This is a genomic window from Brevibacterium linens ATCC 9172 (assembly GCF_900169165.1).
GTDB classification, from domain to species: Bacteria; Actinomycetota; Actinomycetes; order Actinomycetales; family Brevibacteriaceae; genus Brevibacterium; species Brevibacterium linens.
Map to the genome: position 1 here is coordinate 1 of NZ_FXYY01000034.1, position 17,958 is coordinate 17,958.

A 17,958-nucleotide genomic window follows, 5' to 3' on the forward strand; every position below is an offset into this window, starting at 1 on the left:
CCTTCGAACCCCGGTGACTACACCCCCCGGATCATGATGACTGGGGGCATCAATCATGCCGGGGTCCTCAGGCCAGCGACCCCTTCAATCCTGACGGATGGTGGGGCTAATTAAAAGGTAACGGGGGTTGCCGACGTACTGTCAACGTACCTGCCAAGTCTCACCATGCTCAGAGACTATGACGAAGGAAACTTGTCGTCGAAATCGAGTTCCGTGCCTGGATGGGAATTGACCCTGGAAGAAGCACGCAGAATCATCGGCGGACTGTCATTGGCATTTCCCGACGATAAATAGCTGGGGAGGGAACGAGGCGATGCTCTAGGGGCTGTCATCGGGCGATTTATCAGGGGTTCGGAGACCACGAACTCTATCCGACCGTCGAAGAGAAGGCGGCCCACTTGCTCTACTTCGTCGTCAAAGACCACCCCCTCTCCGACGGCAACAAAAGCGCAGCGCCGCGGCGCTGTTCGTCACCTTCCTTGACCGCAACGGCGCGCTGATCGACCCCGATGGCAACAGGCGAGTCGACAACAATGCGCTGGCAGCGATGAGGCTGCTGGTCGCGATGAGTGAACCTTCCGAGAAGGAACTGATGATCGCGCTCATCATCCGTATGATCGTCTCGGAAAGACAGTGATCATTCCCGCAGTCATGACGGAGAGGACCCCAGTGGACCGCAGCACCCTAGCCCATGCTCTTGAAGCCGGACGGATCACCGGAGAGGTTGGCACCCCCAGGGAGAACAACCTCTCTCACATCCACCGGTTCCTCGACCAGGAGCGGCAGTTCGACTTCGGTGTCGAACTCACCCATGACTGGGACTATGACTCGGTGTTCGCGCTCATGGTTGAGCGCTGCGGCCTGCGGCCCGATCCCGAGTTCGTCGAGGGCGTGGACACGATCTCCACCGACGCCTGCATCGACGCGCTCGAGAAGCTCGCCGAGGCGGTCGGCGAGGTCGCGCACGCCCGAGGCCGGATCCTCTTCGCCACCGGCCACCCCGCAGGGCTTCTGCCCGTGCATATGGCAATTGCCGCCGCAGCAAAGGACGCCGGCGCCGTCATCGACACCCGTGATCACTTCATCCCGGTCCCGGAGATCGGCGGGGACGTCCGACAGATCAACAACGTGTGGACCTGGCACCTGCACGGCGGAAGTCCGCACACGCACCTGGCCGAACCGATGCATGCGCTGCTCGACGATTTCGCAGCCCGCGGCGGCAACGCCCCAGACCTCGTCGTTGCCGACCACGGGTGGGCCGGAGCCGCGTCGAGCAGGGGATTGCGGACCATCGGCTACGCCGACTGCAACGATCCGGCGCTCTTCGTCGCAGAGGCGCAGGGTCAGATCGAAGCGACCATCCCGCTCGACGATGACGTCGTCCCGAACCTCTACGCCCCACTCATCGACTACGTCATCGAGCGTGCGGGACTGAACTGACCGACGGCGCTCGGCAGACGGGGAGCATCGGACCGACAGGCGGTGCTGGACCGACTGTCGATGCCGGACCGAGCGACTCGGTCAGCCGATCTCGGTGGCCAGGTCCTCGATCACCTCGGCGCCGGGCAGGGACGCGAGTGCGGAACCGGAGAGAATCAGCTTGGAACCGCGGATACCGGAACCGATGATGAGCTCCTCGGCCGCGGCGACGCGGGAATCGATGAGCACCCGGTAGTTCTCCGGCAAGCCGATCGGCCCGATGCCGCCGTACTCCATCCCGGATTCGTCTACGGCCCGCTCGAGCGGCAGGAACGAGGCCTTGCGGACATCGAGGAGTTTCTTGACCCGTTTGTTGACGTCGGCGCGGGTGTTCGCCAGCACCATGCATGCGGCGATGCGCTCCTCACCGCCGCGGGAACCGGCAACGAGGACGCAGTTCGCCGAGGTGGCCGGGGGCAGATCCGTGGCATCGAGGAGAGCCGCAGTGTCCGCGATCTGGGGATCGATGGCGAAGACGTCGACCTCGCCGGAGACCGTCGACAGGGCGGCGGCCGTCGATTCGGCCATGAGCTCCGGAGCGGTGGCGGCGGGCTGGAGAGTGAACTGAGCGGAGAGTCGTTGCTTCGTGGTCATGGCCACAGTTTAGGAGATCCGTGTCGAATCGCTTTGTCCGGGCTCATCAGTTAGAATCGAATGTCGCTCCGTGTCCGGTTCCTACGGTTCGGAGCGTGTCCAGCAGACGAATTCGGGCACTGGCAGATGAGTTCAACTCATATCAGGCGCCTGAAAGAATTCAGCAGAGGTAAGAAAATGAAGAAGGACATCCACCCGGAATACGCCCCGATCGTGTTCAACGATCTGGCTTCCGGCACCAAGTTCCTCACCCGCTCCACCGCTAAGAGCGACAAGACCATCGAGTGGGAAGACGGCAACACCTACCCCGTGATCGACGTCGAGATCTCGTCCGCTTCACACCCGTTCTACACGGGCAAGCAGCGCATCCTCGACTCCGCCGGCCGCGTGGAGAAGTTCAAGGACCGCTACAAGGGCTTCGGCAAGCGCTGATCTCGGGCGTTCTCCCAACAGCTTCATACAGATTGCCCCGCACACCGAATCGGTGTGCGGGGCAATCTGCTGTCTGCAGGTCGACTGGCTCTGATGCGACGTCCCGACTGTGACCGGTTGCGTCCCCGCGGGGACGCAACCAGTCACAGCACGGCCATGATCAGTCGACGGTGACTGAGACCTCGGAGGAGGGGCTCACCCGTGCCGCCGGGTGGTAGAGCGAGGCGACTCCGGTGGCATTGTCGAGGCAGTTCGCGATTCCGTGTGCGACCTTCTCCTTGGCGGAGACGACGGCGTCCTTGATGTCCAGACCGGTGGCGATGCCCGCCGCGATCGAGGAGGCGAACGAGCAGCCTGCCCCGTTGACGAGCTTGTCATTGACCTTGCGCGAGCGCAGAGTCGTCACGGTCTCACCGTCGAAGAGGATGTCGATGGCATCGTCCCCGGCGAGGCGCGCCCCGCCCTTGACGACGACGTTCTTCGCGCCCTGCCCATGGATGATCTTCGCGGCCTCGATCATGCCCTCGACGGAGTCGATGGGGTCGACCCCGGCCAGAGTGGCGGCCTCTTCGAGATTCGGGGTGACGACGGTGGCCAGGGGCACGAGGTTCTCGACGAAGAGATCCTTGAGATCGACCATGGTGCCTGCGCCCTTGCACACGAGCACAGGATCGAAGACGTACGGCAGATCATTGGTCTTCAGCTCTTCGGCGAGGACCAGTGCCGAGTCGACGGAGCCGAGCATTCCGGACTTGATGGCGGTGAATTCGTGCACGGCCAACGTCGACTCGAGCTGGCGGTTGACGACCTCGGGTTCGATGAATTCGAGGACGTGGGCGAATCCGTCATTGGGATCGAAAGTGACGATGCAGGTGACGACGGCAGTGCCGAAGGCACCGTATTCGTCGAACATCTTCAGATCGGCTTCGAGTCCGGCTCCTCCGGAGACATCGGATCCGGCGACGGTGAGCACCTTTGCGGTCATAGTGGTCCTTTCAGGTAAAGCGTTCGCGAAGAATTCTACGCGGGTTCAGGCGCCCGTGTAGCCGTGTTGGCGCCAGGCTTCGTAGATGGCGATGGATGCCGAATTCGCCAGGTTGAGCGAACGGCGTGCCGGCAGCATCGGGATCCGCACCGTCATATCCACATGGTCGTCGGTGACGACCTCATCGGGCAGTCCCGTCGACTCGCGTCCGAAGAGGAGGACGTCTCCGTCTTGGTACTCCACCTCGGCGAAGGAATTGTCCGTATGCGTGCTGAACGCGATCACCCGACGCTCACCGAGGCGGCTCCACAACTCATCGATCGATGGATGGACGGTGACATGAGCGAGGTCGTGGTAGTCGAGACCGGCTCGGCGCAGCTTCGCGTCGGAGAGGTCGAAGCCGAGGGGCTCGACGAGATGGAGATGGGCTCCGGTGACCGCGGCGAGCCGGATGGCGTTTCCGGTGTTGCCGGGGATCTCGGGAGTGTGGAAGACGATGTCGATATTCATATCCCTCTCATCTTCTCACCTCCTTCCAGGGAAGGACCTCATCGGCCGTCCCGGCGGACGAGGACGTAGCCCCGCCTGGTCGCCTCCGGGAAGCGGCCGGCCCGGTCGGGTTCTCGTTCGAGACGGGCGGCAGGGGTGAAACCATGCGGTTCGAGGGCGGTGAGAACGTCATCGATCGAACGGCGGTGGAAGTCGAGGTCGACGTCGAAGCCGGCGAGATCGGAGAAGTGATCGACCCGGTCGCCGAGCTGAAACGCCAGCTGGAACCAGCCGCCCGGACGCAGGACACGGGCCGCCTCGGCGAAGGCGAGGGCAAGCGCGTCCCCGGGGACGTGGATGATCGAGTACCAGGCGACGAGACCGGAGAAGGACTCATCGGCATAGGGCAGAGCGGTCATCGACCCGACATCGAACTGATGCGTCGGATAGAGGCCCTTCGCGAGTTCGATCATGGCAGGGGAGAGGTCGAGTCCGCGCGGTTCCAGCCCGAGGGCGCCGAGGAACGTGGTGATGCGACCGGGCCCGCAGCCGATATCGAGGACCTCCGCCGAGCCGGTGCCGAGGACGAGCTCGGAGAACGCCCCGAGCACGGCTCGGTCATGAGGTTTCGCAGTGAGCTCATCGGCGACCCAGTCCGTGTAGGTCCGGGCGATCGCATCATAGGAATCACGCGTGGCCGCCTCGCGGGTGCGGGGTTCGTCAGTCATGACGTCACCCTACCCGTCGGCACTGACATGGCAGGCAAGAGCCAGTTCGGCAATCTTCGGGACACACGTGATCAGGCTCGGTCACCGCAGAAACGAAAATCAATCGAACCTCAGCGGTGATTCATTTCTGACGATTGCCTTCGCTCGAATTCTCGTGTCAGTGCCGAATCCTAGAGTGGAGGCACGGTTGGTGGTCATGGGGATCGCCGGATCGGAGGGCCGACGGGCCGCGGGAGGGGAGCACCATGAGAGACGATGAGCCGATTGCAGCGGAGGCGGCCGACCTCGCAGGGCTGAGTGTCGATCCGAAGGACTATGGAGGGGCTGACGCCGACGTGGATCCCAGCACCCTCACCTGTGAGCAGATCGTGACGGATATCCGGCGCAACATCTCATGCATCTCCTTCTGCCACGCTCGCGTGATCACCCTCATCGACGAGGTCGAGAGGCGGGGACTGTGGGCGGAGTGGGTCGGTGTGAAGACCCTGACCGAGTGGGTGATGCATGTGGCGTCGGTGAGCATGCACACGGCTCGCGAGTATGTGCGCGTGATGAGGGCGCTGCGGGAGATGCCGAAGGTGAAGAAGAGTCTGGCGGGCGGTGATGTCAGCTTCTCAAGGGTGAGGGAAGTGACCCGACTGGGGGAGCGGATCGGCGACGATGAGGCGCTGCGTCTGGCCACCCTTGCCACCGGCAGCCAGATCAGCCGGATCTCGCAGAACTACCAGCAGCTGGCCGACAAGATCGACAACGGCCCGTTCCCGCTGTACCTGGCTGAGGACAGTGTGAGCATGCGTCAGGTGGCACCCGGTCGGACCCGGATCACGATCGAACTCGAGGAAGACGATGCCGCAGAGGTCGCCGCGATGCTCGACGCCGCCCGCCAGGTTCTCGAACGTCCCGTCCATGACGGCAGTTCCGATGAGGAGGGGGCTGCGGGCGAAGGTGGTAAAGAGGACGAGCCTCCTTATGAGCCGGTCTCCCAGGTCATGTGCCTGATGGAGATCATCCACGCCTTCCCCCGTGCCGAACCCGCGAGTTCGATCGACGCCGATCGTGCCCGACTGCTCGTCCATGCCTCCGCCGAGGTGATCACTCGCAGCGGCGCCACGGTGGAAGCCGCGTCCGCGTTCAAGCCCCCTCTGCTCAGTATCCCCGCAAGGCCAGCAGCCGACACCGGCGTCCCCGCGGGGACGAAAGGCGAACCGGACGGTCCGGCGGAAGAGGGGATTGAGTCGGACCGTCCGGCAGGAGCCGAGGGAAACGTCCCCGCGGGGACGTCGGGCGGACGGGCGGAGGCGACCTGCCGGGCGGATACGACCTGTCGGATCGAAGGGTTCGGCGGCATCACCGCGGCGACGGCGGAGCGCCTGAGCTGTGAGGCGCTGATCAGCGGGGCGATCAAGGACGCCGGAGGCGACGTCCTCATGCTCGGGCGCTCGAAGCGTCTGGTGAGCAGGCGACAGCGAATGGCGCTGAGTGTGCGTGATGTCTGCTGCCAATTCCCCGGCTGCCGAGCCCGCAGGCGATGCGAGGCTCACCATATCCGCCCCTGGTCGCAGGGCGGGAGGACCGATATGGACAATCTCATCCTGCTCTGTCGCCGACATCACACCGTGGTGCACAAATATCAGCTGCGCATCGAACGCACCGGAGCGGACTTCGCCGGAGCGATGCGCGGTCCCGCTGCCTTTGCCTTCTCCCTGCCCGACGGTTCCCAGCTGCTTCCTCTGGAGAGTCGAGCGAGGGGGCGGATGATGTTCAATACAGCGGTTCGCGTCGCCCAGGTCAAGAAGATCACGGAAGCGGCCGATCCCGGCACCGTCGGCGGCGGTTACGGCTTTGACCTCGGCCTCTGTATCGCATGGATGTTCGAAGCCGAACGGCGACACGCCCGGGAGGGCAGAGCTGTTGTCTGAATCTTGCCAATTTAGAACACCTGTTCGATAATGGATGTCATGTCAGCAGCACCGGTCATCGAACAGCTCAGTCGGGAGACGGGGATCTCCACGGCTGCGGCGCTGTTCGATAAGATCCCACCCCATCCGGTGGATCCTGTGCTCTCTCCGCTGTTCCGGCGCGGCGGTCTGCCGCGCGGCGAACTCGTCACCGTCACCGGTGAGCTGTCGCTGAGCTGCGGTCTGGCGACGATCGCTGCGGCGACCCGGGAGCAGAAGTGGTGCGCCGGCATCGGGCTCGGCGAACCGGCCGTGTCCTCGATCGCCGACCTCGGCGTCGACCTCGACCATTTCGTCAACCTCGCGACCCCCGGCGAGGACTGGCTGCGGGTGGCTTCGATCCTCATCGAATCCTTCGACATCGTCCTCGTCGACCCCGGCTTCGCCCCGAGCGCTTCGGAACGGGCCCGACTCCTGGCGAAGATCCGCGAACGGCGGATGAGCCTCATCAGCCTCCGTCCCATGTCCGGCAGCACAGAGCAGATCGAGATCGCCGACACCCGCTGGTCGGGTGCCGAACACGGCCGCGGACGCCTGCAGTCCTGCCTCGTGCGTGCCCGGTCGCAGACGGGAAGCCACCGGTTCCTGCTGCCCGGACCGTCGGGAACTCCCGCCAGCGTCCCCGCAGGGACGCTGGAAGTCGTGACAGGCGGCGTCCCCGCGGGGACTGCGAACGCTGCAGCCGAAGCACGCACTGCCCCGGCCACAAGCCCGGACACAGATCCGGACATGGACACGGATCCGGACATGGGGACAGACCCGGGCACGGATACAGCCGACGATCCTCGGTGGTCGACGATCACACAGCTGCGGCAGGTGATCAGCCATGTCGGATGAGTCCGGCCGCACCCTCGTGCTCACCGTGCCCGACTGGCCGGCGGTGGCCGCTGCGGTCGAACACGACATCGCACCGGGCCGCCCTGTCGCGGTCCTCCACGCCGGCAAGGTCATCGCAGCCAATGCTCCGGCCCGTTCCGCCGGCATCACCGCCGGGAACAACAAACGCGCCGTGGGATACCGCTGCCCGGAAGCCCGCGTCGCGGTCTGGGACGAAGAGGCGGACAACCGACATTTCAGTGCCGGGGTCGGTGCCCTCGACAACCTCGTCGCCCGGTTCACCCTTCTCAGCCCGGGAACATTGGCGATTCCTCTTGACTCGCTCAGGCACGGCTACACCGACGAAGCCGATGCCGTCGAGACACTGGTCTCGGCTCTCGTCGATGACACAGGGTGGGAGTTCTTCCCCGGAATCGCCGGCACCGTCTTCGCCGCGGTCCTCGCCGCCGGGCAGGCGCGCCGGGTCGAACCCGGGCAGACCGTGGACTTCCTCTCCGCCCAGCCGATCACCACCCTGGAATACGCCGGCGCCGAGGCGACCGCGCTGATCGAGGTCTTCTGGCAGCTGGGGCTGCGCACCCTCGGTGACCTCGCTCGCCTGCAGACCACAGACGTGAACGCACGCTTCGGTGCCTTCGGTCGACATCTGCACGAGCTGGCCTCCGGGCGGGCAGGAGCCCCGCTCGCCGATCATGTCCGCGGCGAACAGCTCGACGTCGAACTCGATCTCGATGCCCCGACGACCCGCAGCGACACCCTCGGCTTCCTCGCCCGCCAGCTCGGTGCCGATCTGCTGGCCAAGGTGCGCAGACAGGGGCTGGTCTGCACCCAGATCACGATCGAACTCGATGCCGCAGCCGGCCAGTCCTCGTCCCGGACCTGGCGGATCGAGGACATGCAGGAGAACGCGATCGCCGACCGTCTGCGGTGGCAGGCCGAAGGCTGGCTGGCAGGAGTGGGCCGGGGTTCTCGTCCTGGACAGGATCCCCGCACGGCACAGCCCGACCCGCAGGCACTCGACATCGTCGACGAGCCGGCTCCCGACGCCGAGGACTTCTCCGACGACGGCATCATCGCGCTGCGTCTCATCGCAGCCGAACTGACCACCCCGATCGGTGCCACGCGCAGTCTGTTCGACGAGAACACCGGGCAGATCACCCATACGCTCGAGCGTCTGCAGGGGCTGTTCGGTCCCGATGCCGTCCTGGTTCCGGGCCTCCAGGGCGGGTGGGACCCCGCCGAGACGAACCTGTGGACCCCGTGGCAGCAGGCGGCCGTCCCCGAACGCAGCCCTGCCGCACCCTGGCCCGGGGCCCTGCACGCACCCCGTCCGACGACCGTCGAGCACTCCGCCGTCGACGTGCTCGCCGCGGACGGCTCACCGGTGGAGGCTCGCCCCTCGGGGCTGGGGGCGGTGCCGGCGACGATCAGATTCCCCACCGGGCAGACCGAGGCCATCACCGACTACTCCGGTTCCTGGCCCATCGAATCCGGATGGTGGGATCCGAACCGAGCCGTCTACCGCACCCGGCTGCAGGTGGTCACCGATGCCGGCCGTGCCTTCCTGCTGAGCAAAGAGCACGGTCAGTGGTACCTCACCGGCCGTTACCGCTGACCGGCAACCTGCTGACCAACGACCCCACCTGAGAGGAGGAGACCCGATGGGATTCTCGAACCCGCGCACACCGTGGTCGCAGCTGGCGCGCCGCCTCGAAGGCAAGGACACCCCGTCCTCCCCGGCGGACAAACAGCCTGCTGGCGAGAACCCGGCAGGAAAACAGCCTGTCGACAAGCACGCCGACGGCTCCGATGCCCCGGCGTTCTCCCGTCCCGACCGCTACCAGGTCTCGGTCGGCCCCGGCGGTTCGGACGGCCGCGGCCGCTATCAGGGCCCGACAGGCGCCGGCAGCGCTCAGAGACCGAACCTCGGACCGCTGCTGCGTCAGAGCAGCGTGGACTGGGCGGAGCTGCATGTGCATTCCCAGTTCAGCTTCCTCGACGGAGCCTCCGACCCCGAGGAGCTCGTCGCCGCCGGTGCCGCCGCCGGGCTGAGCTCCCTGGCGCTGACCGACCACAACGGGCTCTACGGTGCCGTCCGCTTCGCCCATGCCGCCGCCGAGGTGGGGCTGGACACCGTGTTCGGCTCCGAACTGTCCGTGGGGTTGACCGAGAAGATCCCCGGCCAGACCGACCCCGATGCCACCCACCTGCTCGTCCTCGCCCGCAGCGTCGAGGGTTACCACCAGCTCTCTCAGATCATCACCGAGGCGAACCTGCGCGGTGAGAAGAACCGTCCGCTCTTCGACCTCGCCGAACTCGCGGCCGAGGACGGAGACTGGATGATACTGACCGGCTGCCGCAAAGGACCGCTGCGACGAGCGTTGGGCGACGACGACGGCGGGCTCAGCGCTCTGCGCGAACTCACCGCACTCTTCGGACCCGACCGGGTCGCCGTCGAACTCAGCCGGGACGGAACCCCGGATGACGACGAGAGGCTGCGCCACCTCGGCGATCTGGCCCAGCGGACGGGACTGCCGATCGTGGCCAGCAACGCCGTCCACTTCGCCACTCGGGCCGCGTGGAAGTCGGCCCAAGTGCGCGCCTCGGTGCGGTCGCGGAAGTCCCTGGACGAACTGGCCGGATGGCTGCCGGCGACGGCGAGCGCACGCATCCACACCGGCGAGGAGATGCTCGCACGCTTCCCGCGGCAGGCTCTGGACAATGCGGCGCGGATCGGTCGGGACTGCTCCTTCGTCCTCTCCTCGGCCCGGCCCGACCTGCCGAAGGCGCCGATGCCCGATGAGACCGAAGGGGAGACCTATCTGCGCGGCCTCATCGCCGAACGCGGACGGCATCGCTACGGAACGAGAGCCGAGAACCCCCGAGCCTGGGAGCAGCTGGACCGGGAGATGGACATGATCGCGCAGCTGGGGTTCTGCGGATACTTCCTCATCGTCTTCGACATCACCGAATTCTGCCGCCATATGGGCATCTTCTGCCAAGGGCGGGGATCGGCGGCGAACTCCGCGGTCTGCTTCGTCCTGGGCATCACCGCCGTCGACGCCGTCAAACACGGGCTGCTCTTCGACCGGTTCCTGTCCCCGGACCGGAAGGGGTACCCGGACATCGACATCGACATCGAATCCGGCCGCCGCGAAGAGGTCATCCAATACGTCTACGACCATTTCGGCCGCGACCGCGCCGCCCAGGTTGCCAATGTCATCACCTACCGGGCGAAATCGGCCATCCGGGACGCCGCTTTCAGCCTCGGCTACGCCCCCGGCCAGCAGGATGCGTTCTCGAAGTCGAGCAACCGGTGGTCGAGCCTGCCCGATGCCGAGGACTCCCCGGTGCCCGCCCCGGTGCTCAAGGTCGCCGAGGATCTGCTCGGCTCACCGCGCCATCTGGGCATCCACTCCGGTGGGATGATCCTGGCCGACCGTGCCATCGGCGAAGTCGTGCCGATCGAGAAGGCGACGATGGGCCACCGCACCGTCGTCCAATGGGACAAGGACGACTGCGCGGCCATGGACCTGGTCAAGTTCGATCTGCTCGGTCTGGGCATGCTCACCGCCCTGCACGAGATGGTCGGCCTCGTCCACCGCCACACCGGGGTCCTCATCGACCGAGCGGAGATCGATGACGACGACGCAGCCGTCTACGAGATGCTCTGCCGAGCCGATGCGATCGGGGTCTTCCAAGTCGAATCCCGTGCTCAGCTGGCCACTCTGCCCCGACTGCGACCGACGACGTTCTACGACCTGGCCGTTCAAGTCGCTCTCATCCGACCGGGACCGATCCAAGGCGGCTCCGTCCACCCTTATATCCGCAGACGGCAGGGCCTCGACGAGGTCGAATACCTCCACCCGCTGCTCGAGAAGTCCCTGGCCAAGACCTGCGGGGTTCCCCTGTTCCAAGAGCAGCTCATGCAGATGGCCATCGACGTCGGGGGGTTCACCGGGGCCGATGCCGACCGGCTGCGACAGGCCATGGGCTCACGCCGGTCGGAGAAGCGGATGGCCGAACTCGCCGAGAAGTTCCGCACCGGAGCCATGGGCCGTGGAGTGGACGAGGACACCGCCGAGACGATCTTCTCCACCATCGCCGCCTTCGCGAACTACGGATTCCCCGAATCGCATGCCATCAGCTTCGCGAACCTCGTCTATCAGTCCGCCTGGTTCAAATACCACCACCACGCGGCCTTCACCGCCGGACTGCTGCGCAGCCAGCCGATGGGCTTCTACTCCCCGCAGTCCCTCATCGCCGACGCCCGCCGGCACCAAGTGCCGATCCTGCCCGTCGACATCCGGTGGTCGCAGGCGGCCACGGATCTCGAACGGGTCGACCCCGGAAGGCCGGGGCACACCATCGCCGAGGCGGGGGAAGGGGGCACCGCCTCGGCGGGGGAGCTGGGGATCCGCTTGGGACTGGACACGGTCGCCCATGTCGGCTCCTTCGCCGAGGTGATCGTGACCGAACGTGACAACGCACCGTTCACCTCGGTGGCGGATCTGGCCGAACGCACCGGAATCGGAAAGCAGGCCCTGGAATCGCTGGCCACGGCTGGAGCCCTGTCCGGATTCGACCTCGACCGACGGCAGGCGCTGTGGCTGGCCGGGGGAGTCGCCGGTGCCCATCCGGGACTGCTGCCGGGAACGGCGAGCGTGGACTCGGCCCCGAGCCTGCCGGCCATGGACGCCTTCGATACGACCCTGGCCGAACTCTTCTCCACCGGGATCACCGTCGACGGCTACCCCACACAGATGATGCGCGAGACGCTGAGCGCCCGCGGATACTCATCGACCGCGGATGCGGCGCGTGCGGCGGACGGAACCCGGATGACGGTGGCCGCGATCGTCACCCACCGGCAGCGCCCGGCGACCGCCTCGGGGATCACCTTCATCAACCTCGAAGACGAATTCGGGATGCTCAATGTGGTGGCCACGGCGGGGCTGATGAAACGCTTCCGTACGGTCGCGACCTCCCGCAACGCCCTCGTCGTCACCGGGCTCATCCAGCGTGGGGGAGACGTGGTCAGCCTCTACGCGCACAAACTCATTCCCCTCGAAGTGCAGCTGCCGACGAAGGCGCGGAACTTCCGCTGATCGTCGGTGCCGCACACGTGACAGCGGCACGACACGGTGTGACGAAACATGACACATGATGACGCCAACATGACACACAGGCGGGTGCAAGCCGGCGAAAACGATGACAGTAGACACATCACATCGACCTCGACCGACAACACCGCCACCGCACTCACCCAGGAGAGTCACCATGACCCAGGCATTCGAAACCCGCCAGATCCATGCCGGACAGGTACCCGACCCGGTCACCGGTTCGCGCGCCCTGCCGATCCACCAGACCACCTCATTCGTGTTCAACGACGCGAATCATGCCGCAGCGCGCTTTGCGCTGACCGATGTCGGCCCCGTCTACAGCCGCCTGACGAACCCGACAAACGAAGTCGTCGAGAACCGGATCGCCGATCTCGAAGGCGGCGTCCACGCCGTCCTCACCGCCTCGGGCCAGTCCGCGGCATTCCTCGCGATCACGAACGTGGCCGGAGCCGGTGACCACATCGTGGCCAGCTCCAGCCTCTACGGCGGAACCGTCAACCTCTTCGATGTCACCCTGCGCAAGCTCGGCATCGAAACCACCTTCGTCGACGTCGACGACCACGCCGCCTGGAAGAGCGCGATCCAGGACAACACGAAGCTCCTCTTCGGCGAGGTCGTGTCGAACCCGCGCTCGGACATCCTCGACATCGAGGCGATCTCCGGAATCGCCCACGAAGCCGGTGTGCCGCTCTTCGTCGACAACACACTCGCCAGCCCCTACCTCGTGCGTCCGATCGAATTCGGTGCCGACGTCGTGCTCCACTCCGCTACGAAGTACCTCGGCGGCCACGGCAACTCCGTTGCCGGAGTCCTCGTCGACAGCGGCAACTTCGACTACGGCGCACAGCCGGAGAAGTTCCCCGGCTTCAACGAACCCGACGCTTCCTACAACGGACTCGTCTTCGCCCGTGACCTCGGCGCCGACGGACCCTTCGGAGCCAACGTGTCCTTCGGACTCAAGGCCCGCGTGCAGGGCCTGCGCGACCTCGGACCCTCGCTCAGCCCGACGAACGCGTTCCTGCTGGCCCAGGGCATCGAGACCCTGAGCCTGCGCATCGAACGCCACGTGGAGAATGCGAACAAGGTCGCTTCCTACCTTGAGGCACACAGCCAGGTCGACCGCGTCGCCTACGCCGGACTCGAGTCGAGCCCCTGGAACCATCTGGCCAAGAAGTACCTGCCCAACGGTGTGGGTTCGGTGCTCGCCTTCGACATCGCCGGCGGATACGACGCGGCTGTGGCCTTCGTTGACGCCCTCGAACTGCACTCGCTGGTGGCGAACATCGGTGACGTTCGTTCGCTCGTCATCCACCCGGCTTCGACCACGCACGCTCAGCTCGACGAGGAAGCTCAGAAGGCCGCCGGAGTCAACCCTGCCCTGGTGCGTCTGTCCGTGGGAATCGAAGGCATCGACGACATCATCGGCGACCTCGACAAGGGCTTCGCAGCAGCAGCGGCGAAGGCGTCGGCCGCGGCCTGAGATGACCACCCAGAGCACCTCCGTCGAAAGGATCCTGGGCTTCGGAACGGACTCGGGGCACACCTTCGGCACGGTCGAGATCGCCTATGAGACCTTCGGCACCCTCAACGCCGACCGGTCCAATGCGATCCTCATCGAACACGCTCTGACCGGCGACACCCGCGTCACCGAATGGTGGGCGGGTGTCGTCGGACCCGGGGAGGCCGTGGACACCGACAGGTACTTCGTGGTGTGCGCGAACTCCCTCGGGGGCTGCTCGGGCACGACCGGGCCGCAGTCGACCTACGATGACGGCCTGGCCTACGGCTCCCGATTCCCTCGGGTCTCGATCCGCGATATGGCACGCCTGGAGCACAACCTCGCTCAGATCCTCGGCATCGACTCCTGGGTCGCCGTCATCGGCGGATCCATGGGAGGTGCCAGAGCGCTGGAGTTCGCTCTGCTGGACAAGCGGAAGGTCCGCAAATGCGCGGTCATCGCTGCACCGGCCTTCTGCGAAGCCGACCAGATCGCCTGGGCGATGATGCAGGAACGTGCGATCGAACTTGACGCCGACTACTACTCCGGAGACTATTCGGCCGTCGGCAGCTTCCCTGGTCATGGTCTCGGACTGGCCCGGCAGATCGCGCACCTGACGTATCGCAACGATGCCGACCTCAATGAACGCTTCTCCCGTCGGCTGAGTTCGGAGGACTACTACGAGGTGACCTCGTACCTGGATCATCAGGCCAAGAAGCTCACCGCCCGGTTCGATCCGCACAGCTATATCGTGCTCACACGTGCCCTGCGCGACCATGATGTGCGCCGAGGTCGCTCCTCCGACCTCACGGTCGCACTGGCCGACGCCTGCACCGACAACCTCGTGGTCTCCGTGTCCTCGGATCGGCTGTTCCCGCCGGAACAGGTGGGCATCCTCGCCGAGGCGCTGCCGGGGAGAGTGCGACACCACATCATCGACTCCCCGGTCGGCCACGACGGGTTCCTCACCGAGACAGAGAAGATCTCCGCGGTGCTCGCCGACTTCCTCACCGACTGAGACCGAGGGGGTTCTCAGACGATCACAGGCGTCTGACAGGTCCACCGGCGGCCGCAGACACCGTTCTCCCCAAGCACCAGAAGACCCCCGCAGACCGTTCGCTGCGGGGGTCTTCTGGTGGGCCCGGATCACGGGCCTGCGGTCACCGTGCGGCGGCCTTCGCTTTCTTCTTCGCGGCCTTGCGCAGCTGCTTCTCGTCGATTGGGAAGTCCTGGCGAGCTCGCGCCCGGCGGTAGTAGTCGGCGGCCTCGGCCTGACGCTCGGCTTCGACACCGGAGGCGATGGTGGCCCGACGGTGGACATCCGAGTAGCCGAATGCCGAGACGAGGTCGAGGGCGTTGGCCGCGAGCTTCTGGCACAGACGGTTCAGCGTCTCGTTGATCTGGCGTGCACGCGACATCGGCAGGCGACCGTACATGAGGTGCCAGGCCATATGCTTCTCGATCAGTCCGAGACCGTAGGTGTCACGCAGACGACGGAAGGCCTTGGCCTGATCGGCGTCGGTCTGCTCCTTCATCTTCTCGTCGAGTGCCTTCCACTTCTCGAGCTCGACATAGGCGCGTGCCATCTCGATGAGCTCATGCTGGTGGACGTTGAACAGATCGGCCGCCTGCGCGGCCGGCATCTTCGTCGCAGGCCGCAGCGCCTGAGCGACTCCGGCGACCATGACCTCCAGACGCGTTTCGAGCAGGGTCCGCTGCAGGCGTCCCGACCTGATCCGCTTGTCGCCGAGGTTCGGGGTCAGCGCATCCGAGATCGCCCGTCCGGCATTGGCCAGACCGGTGCGGTAGAGCGTATGTTCGGCGGCCTGGGTGCCGATGAAGCGGGCGGCTCCGCCGACGTCGAGGTTCGCGAAGTCCTTGGCATAGTCGCCGAGGAGGCGCTTGGCCACGAGCTGCAGCAGCACCGTATTGTCGCCTTCGAAGGTGACGTAGACGTCGAGGTCGGCGCGCAGCCCCACGAGGCGGTTCTCCGCCATGAATCCGGCACCGCCGCAGGCCTCACGGCATTCCTGGATGATGTCGAGCGCCATCCAGGTCGAGTCGGCCTTGAACGCAGCCGCCCGGGTCTCGAGCAGAGCCCGGTTCTCGTCGGAGTCATCGGCTCCGGCGAAGACCTCTTCGAAGGAGGTCAGCAGCTTCTCGTGCGCGAACGCCGAGGCATAGACGGCGGCGAGGGCCGGCATGAGGCGACGCTGATGCTGGCCGTAGTCGAGCAGAGTCGTCTCAGCGAAGTCATCGCCGGCCGTGAACTGCTTGCGCTCGAGTCCGTAGCGCACGGCGATGTCGAGGGCGATCTTCGATGCGACCACGGAGGCGCCGTCGAGCGAGACCCGGCCCTGGACCAGGGTGCCGAGCATCGTGAAGAAGCGGCGTCCCGGCGATTCGATGGGGGAGGAGTACGTGCCGTCGGCGGTGACGTCTCCATAGCGATTGAGCAGGTTGGTGCGTGGGATCCGCACGGAGTCGAAGGCGAGGCGACCATTGTCGACTCCCTTGAGCCCGCCCTTGTAGCCGTCGTCTTCGATCGAGACTCCCGGCATCGGATCACCGGCCTCGTCGCGGACGGGCACGAAGAAGGCATGCACCCCGTGCTTGACACCCTGGGTGATCAGCTGCGCGAAGACGACGGCGGCCCTGGCATCGCGGGCGGCGTTGCCGATGTACTCCTTCGTTGCGGCCCGGAAGGGGGTCTCGATGACGAACTCTTCGGTTGCCTCATCGTAGGTGGCGGTGGTCGCCACGTTCGCCACATCGGAGCCGTGCCCGATCTCCGTCATCGCGAACGAACCCAGCAGCCGGCCGGACTGAGCGTCGAGCAGCCATTTCTGATGCTGCTCCTTATTCCCGAGGTGGAGGATCGCGCCGCCGAAGAGTCCGAACTGGACGCCGGCCTTGATCTGGAGGCTGGGGTTTGCGGTCACGGTCTCTTCGAACCCGGCGACGTTCGTGGCGTGTTCGTTCTTTCCGCCCATCTCCGGTGACAGCCCTGTCATCGGCAGTCCGGTCTCGGCCATCATCATGACCCCGTCGAGGGTCTTCGCCCGTGCGGTGTCGAGATCATCGGCCGGATCGTCATGGGTCGACGACGCTTCGGCCAGGGTCCGCCCGAGTCGGCGAGCTTCTGCCCACTGTCCGTCGAGGACGTCGTTGATGGCTTTCGGGTCAAGAGACAGCTTCATTATTCTACTCCTCGTTGTTCGGGCAGGGTTGCCCAGAGCCAATGGGTGATGGTGGTGGCGAATTCCTCGGGCCGGTCCGGTCGGGACAGCCACGTCTCAGTGGCGGCGCGCACGAAACCGATCGCTCCGGCCGACCACAGCCGAGCCTGCTCCCCGCTCAGGCCGAGGCGTTCGGCCAGCTGCCCGGCAACGGAATTGAAGAAACCGCCGGTCTCCTCGGGCGCGAACCGGTTGACCGCGGTGTCGCAGAAGCGATACACGTTCGGAGAATTCGCGGCGAGCGTGACGAATGCGCGGATCATCGCGGCCAGGGACTCCTGCGCCGCGGCTGAGCCCTCGCCCTTCGCCGAGGCGGCCGCGGCCTCATCGAGAGACCGGACGATGACGCCCATCGCCCATTCGCCCATGGCCGCCTGCAGACCTGCCCGGTCGGTGAAGTATCGGTAGAGCACCGACTTCGACGTCCCGGTCGCGTCCGAGATCTGGTCCATCGACATGTCGTCGCCGTACTCCTCGACGACGAGCCGCACGGAACGCAGAAGTTCGCGACGACGCTCATTGCGATGCTTCTGCCATCTCGTCGAGCGACCGTCTGTGATCGATTTCATGTAACCGACAGTATCAGGTACTGTCGGTAT

At 65.8% G+C, this 17,958-nt stretch carries 15 protein-coding genes; 9 read left to right on the forward strand and 6 right to left on the reverse strand.

Annotation, left to right across the window (positions count from 1 at the left end):
* Window positions 1-338 precede the first annotated feature (338 nt).
* Together BLIN9172_RS18905 and BLIN9172_RS16300 are read left to right on the forward strand one after the other, a co-directional pair.
* Entirely contained in the window at window positions 339-500 is a 162-nt protein-coding gene (locus tag BLIN9172_RS18905) for a Fic family protein (protein WP_338077674.1), read from the forward strand.
* A 169-nt stretch (window positions 501-669) separates the two neighbouring features.
* Window positions 670-1,440 (forward strand): phosphatase, encoded by a 771-nt coding sequence (locus BLIN9172_RS16300; RefSeq protein WP_240812206.1) that lies wholly within the window; start codon window positions 670-672, stop codon window positions 1,438-1,440.
* 81 nt (window positions 1,441-1,521) lie between these two features.
* On the opposite strand, the gene BLIN9172_RS16305 is transcribed toward BLIN9172_RS16300, so the two are convergent.
* Window positions 1,522-2,073 carry a YbaK/EbsC family protein gene (locus tag BLIN9172_RS16305; RefSeq protein WP_025778405.1) on the reverse strand — a complete coding sequence of 184 codons (552 nt, stop codon included), beginning with the start codon at window positions 2,071-2,073 and terminating at the stop codon, window positions 1,522-1,524.
* Window positions 2,074-2,250: 177 nt separating this feature from the next.
* Here BLIN9172_RS16305 and BLIN9172_RS16310 point away from each other — a divergent pair, with 177 nt between their 5' ends.
* Window positions 2,251-2,505 (forward strand): type B 50S ribosomal protein L31, encoded by a 255-nt coding sequence (locus tag BLIN9172_RS16310; RefSeq protein ID WP_009375892.1) that lies wholly within the window; start codon window positions 2,251-2,253, stop codon window positions 2,503-2,505.
* A 160-nt stretch (window positions 2,506-2,665) separates the two neighbouring features.
* Here BLIN9172_RS16310 and BLIN9172_RS16315 read toward each other — a convergent pair whose 3' ends face one another.
* Genes BLIN9172_RS16315 through BLIN9172_RS16325 form a run of 3 tightly spaced genes read right to left on the reverse strand, consistent with a single transcriptional unit; the run spans window position 2,666 to window position 4,707 of the window.
* The gene (locus BLIN9172_RS16315; protein WP_101555989.1) at window positions 2,666-3,490 is read right to left on the reverse strand and encodes a PfkB family carbohydrate kinase; all 825 of its coding nucleotides are present in this window, start codon (window positions 3,488-3,490) and stop codon (window positions 2,666-2,668) included.
* A 45-nt stretch (window positions 3,491-3,535) separates the two neighbouring features.
* Entirely contained in the window at window positions 3,536-4,000 is a 465-nt protein-coding gene (locus BLIN9172_RS16320; RefSeq protein WP_025778403.1) for a tRNA (cytidine(34)-2'-O)-methyltransferase, read from the reverse strand.
* 38 nt (window positions 4,001-4,038) lie between these two features.
* Complete coding sequence (locus tag BLIN9172_RS16325) at window positions 4,039-4,707, reverse strand: class I SAM-dependent DNA methyltransferase (protein ID WP_101555990.1); 669 nt, start codon at window positions 4,705-4,707, stop codon at window positions 4,039-4,041.
* A 245-nt stretch (window positions 4,708-4,952) separates the two neighbouring features.
* On the opposite strand from BLIN9172_RS16325, the gene BLIN9172_RS16330 reads away from it, so the two are divergent.
* The 6 genes from BLIN9172_RS16330 to metX all read left to right on the forward strand — a co-directional run bounded on the left by BLIN9172_RS16330 (window position 4,953) and on the right by metX (window position 15,138).
* Window positions 4,953-6,626 (forward strand): HNH endonuclease signature motif containing protein, encoded by a 1,674-nt coding sequence (locus BLIN9172_RS16330; protein ID WP_101555991.1) that lies wholly within the window; start codon window positions 4,953-4,955, stop codon window positions 6,624-6,626.
* Window positions 6,627-6,665: 39 nt separating this feature from the next.
* Window positions 6,666-7,502, forward strand: coding sequence for a DnaE2-dependent mutagenesis accessory factor ImuA' (imuA', locus tag BLIN9172_RS16335; RefSeq protein WP_025778400.1), 837 nt, complete (start codon window positions 6,666-6,668; stop codon window positions 7,500-7,502).
* A complete protein-coding gene (locus BLIN9172_RS16340; RefSeq protein WP_101555992.1) occupies window positions 7,492-9,117 on the forward strand; it encodes a DNA polymerase Y family protein in 1,626 nt (541 codons plus the stop codon). Before imuA' ends, BLIN9172_RS16340 begins: the two co-directional genes overlap by 11 nt.
* Before the next feature lie 46 nt (window positions 9,118-9,163).
* Window positions 9,164-12,607, forward strand: coding sequence for an error-prone DNA polymerase (locus tag BLIN9172_RS16345; RefSeq protein ID WP_101555993.1), 3,444 nt, complete (start codon window positions 9,164-9,166; stop codon window positions 12,605-12,607).
* Between the two features lie 172 nt (window positions 12,608-12,779).
* Complete coding sequence (locus BLIN9172_RS16350) at window positions 12,780-14,102, forward strand: O-acetylhomoserine aminocarboxypropyltransferase/cysteine synthase family protein (protein ID WP_101555994.1); 1,323 nt, start codon at window positions 12,780-12,782, stop codon at window positions 14,100-14,102.
* Window position 14,103: 1 nt separating this feature from the next.
* Window positions 14,104-15,138: a homoserine O-acetyltransferase MetX gene (gene metX / locus BLIN9172_RS16355; RefSeq protein ID WP_101555995.1), complete on the forward strand. Its 1,035-nt coding sequence runs from the start codon at window positions 14,104-14,106 to the stop codon at window positions 15,136-15,138.
* 142 nt (window positions 15,139-15,280) lie between these two features.
* Here the strand turns inward: metX and BLIN9172_RS16360 are convergent, their stop codons facing one another.
* On the reverse strand, window positions 15,281-17,320 hold the full coding sequence (locus BLIN9172_RS16360) for an acyl-CoA dehydrogenase family protein (RefSeq protein WP_101555996.1): 2,040 nt from the start codon (window positions 17,318-17,320) through the stop codon (window positions 15,281-15,283).
* The gene (locus tag BLIN9172_RS16365) at window positions 17,320-17,928 is read right to left on the reverse strand and encodes a TetR/AcrR family transcriptional regulator (protein WP_101555997.1); all 609 of its coding nucleotides are present in this window, start codon (window positions 17,926-17,928) and stop codon (window positions 17,320-17,322) included. Before BLIN9172_RS16365 ends, BLIN9172_RS16360 begins: the two co-directional genes overlap by 1 nt.
* Window positions 17,929-17,958 lie beyond the last annotated feature (30 nt).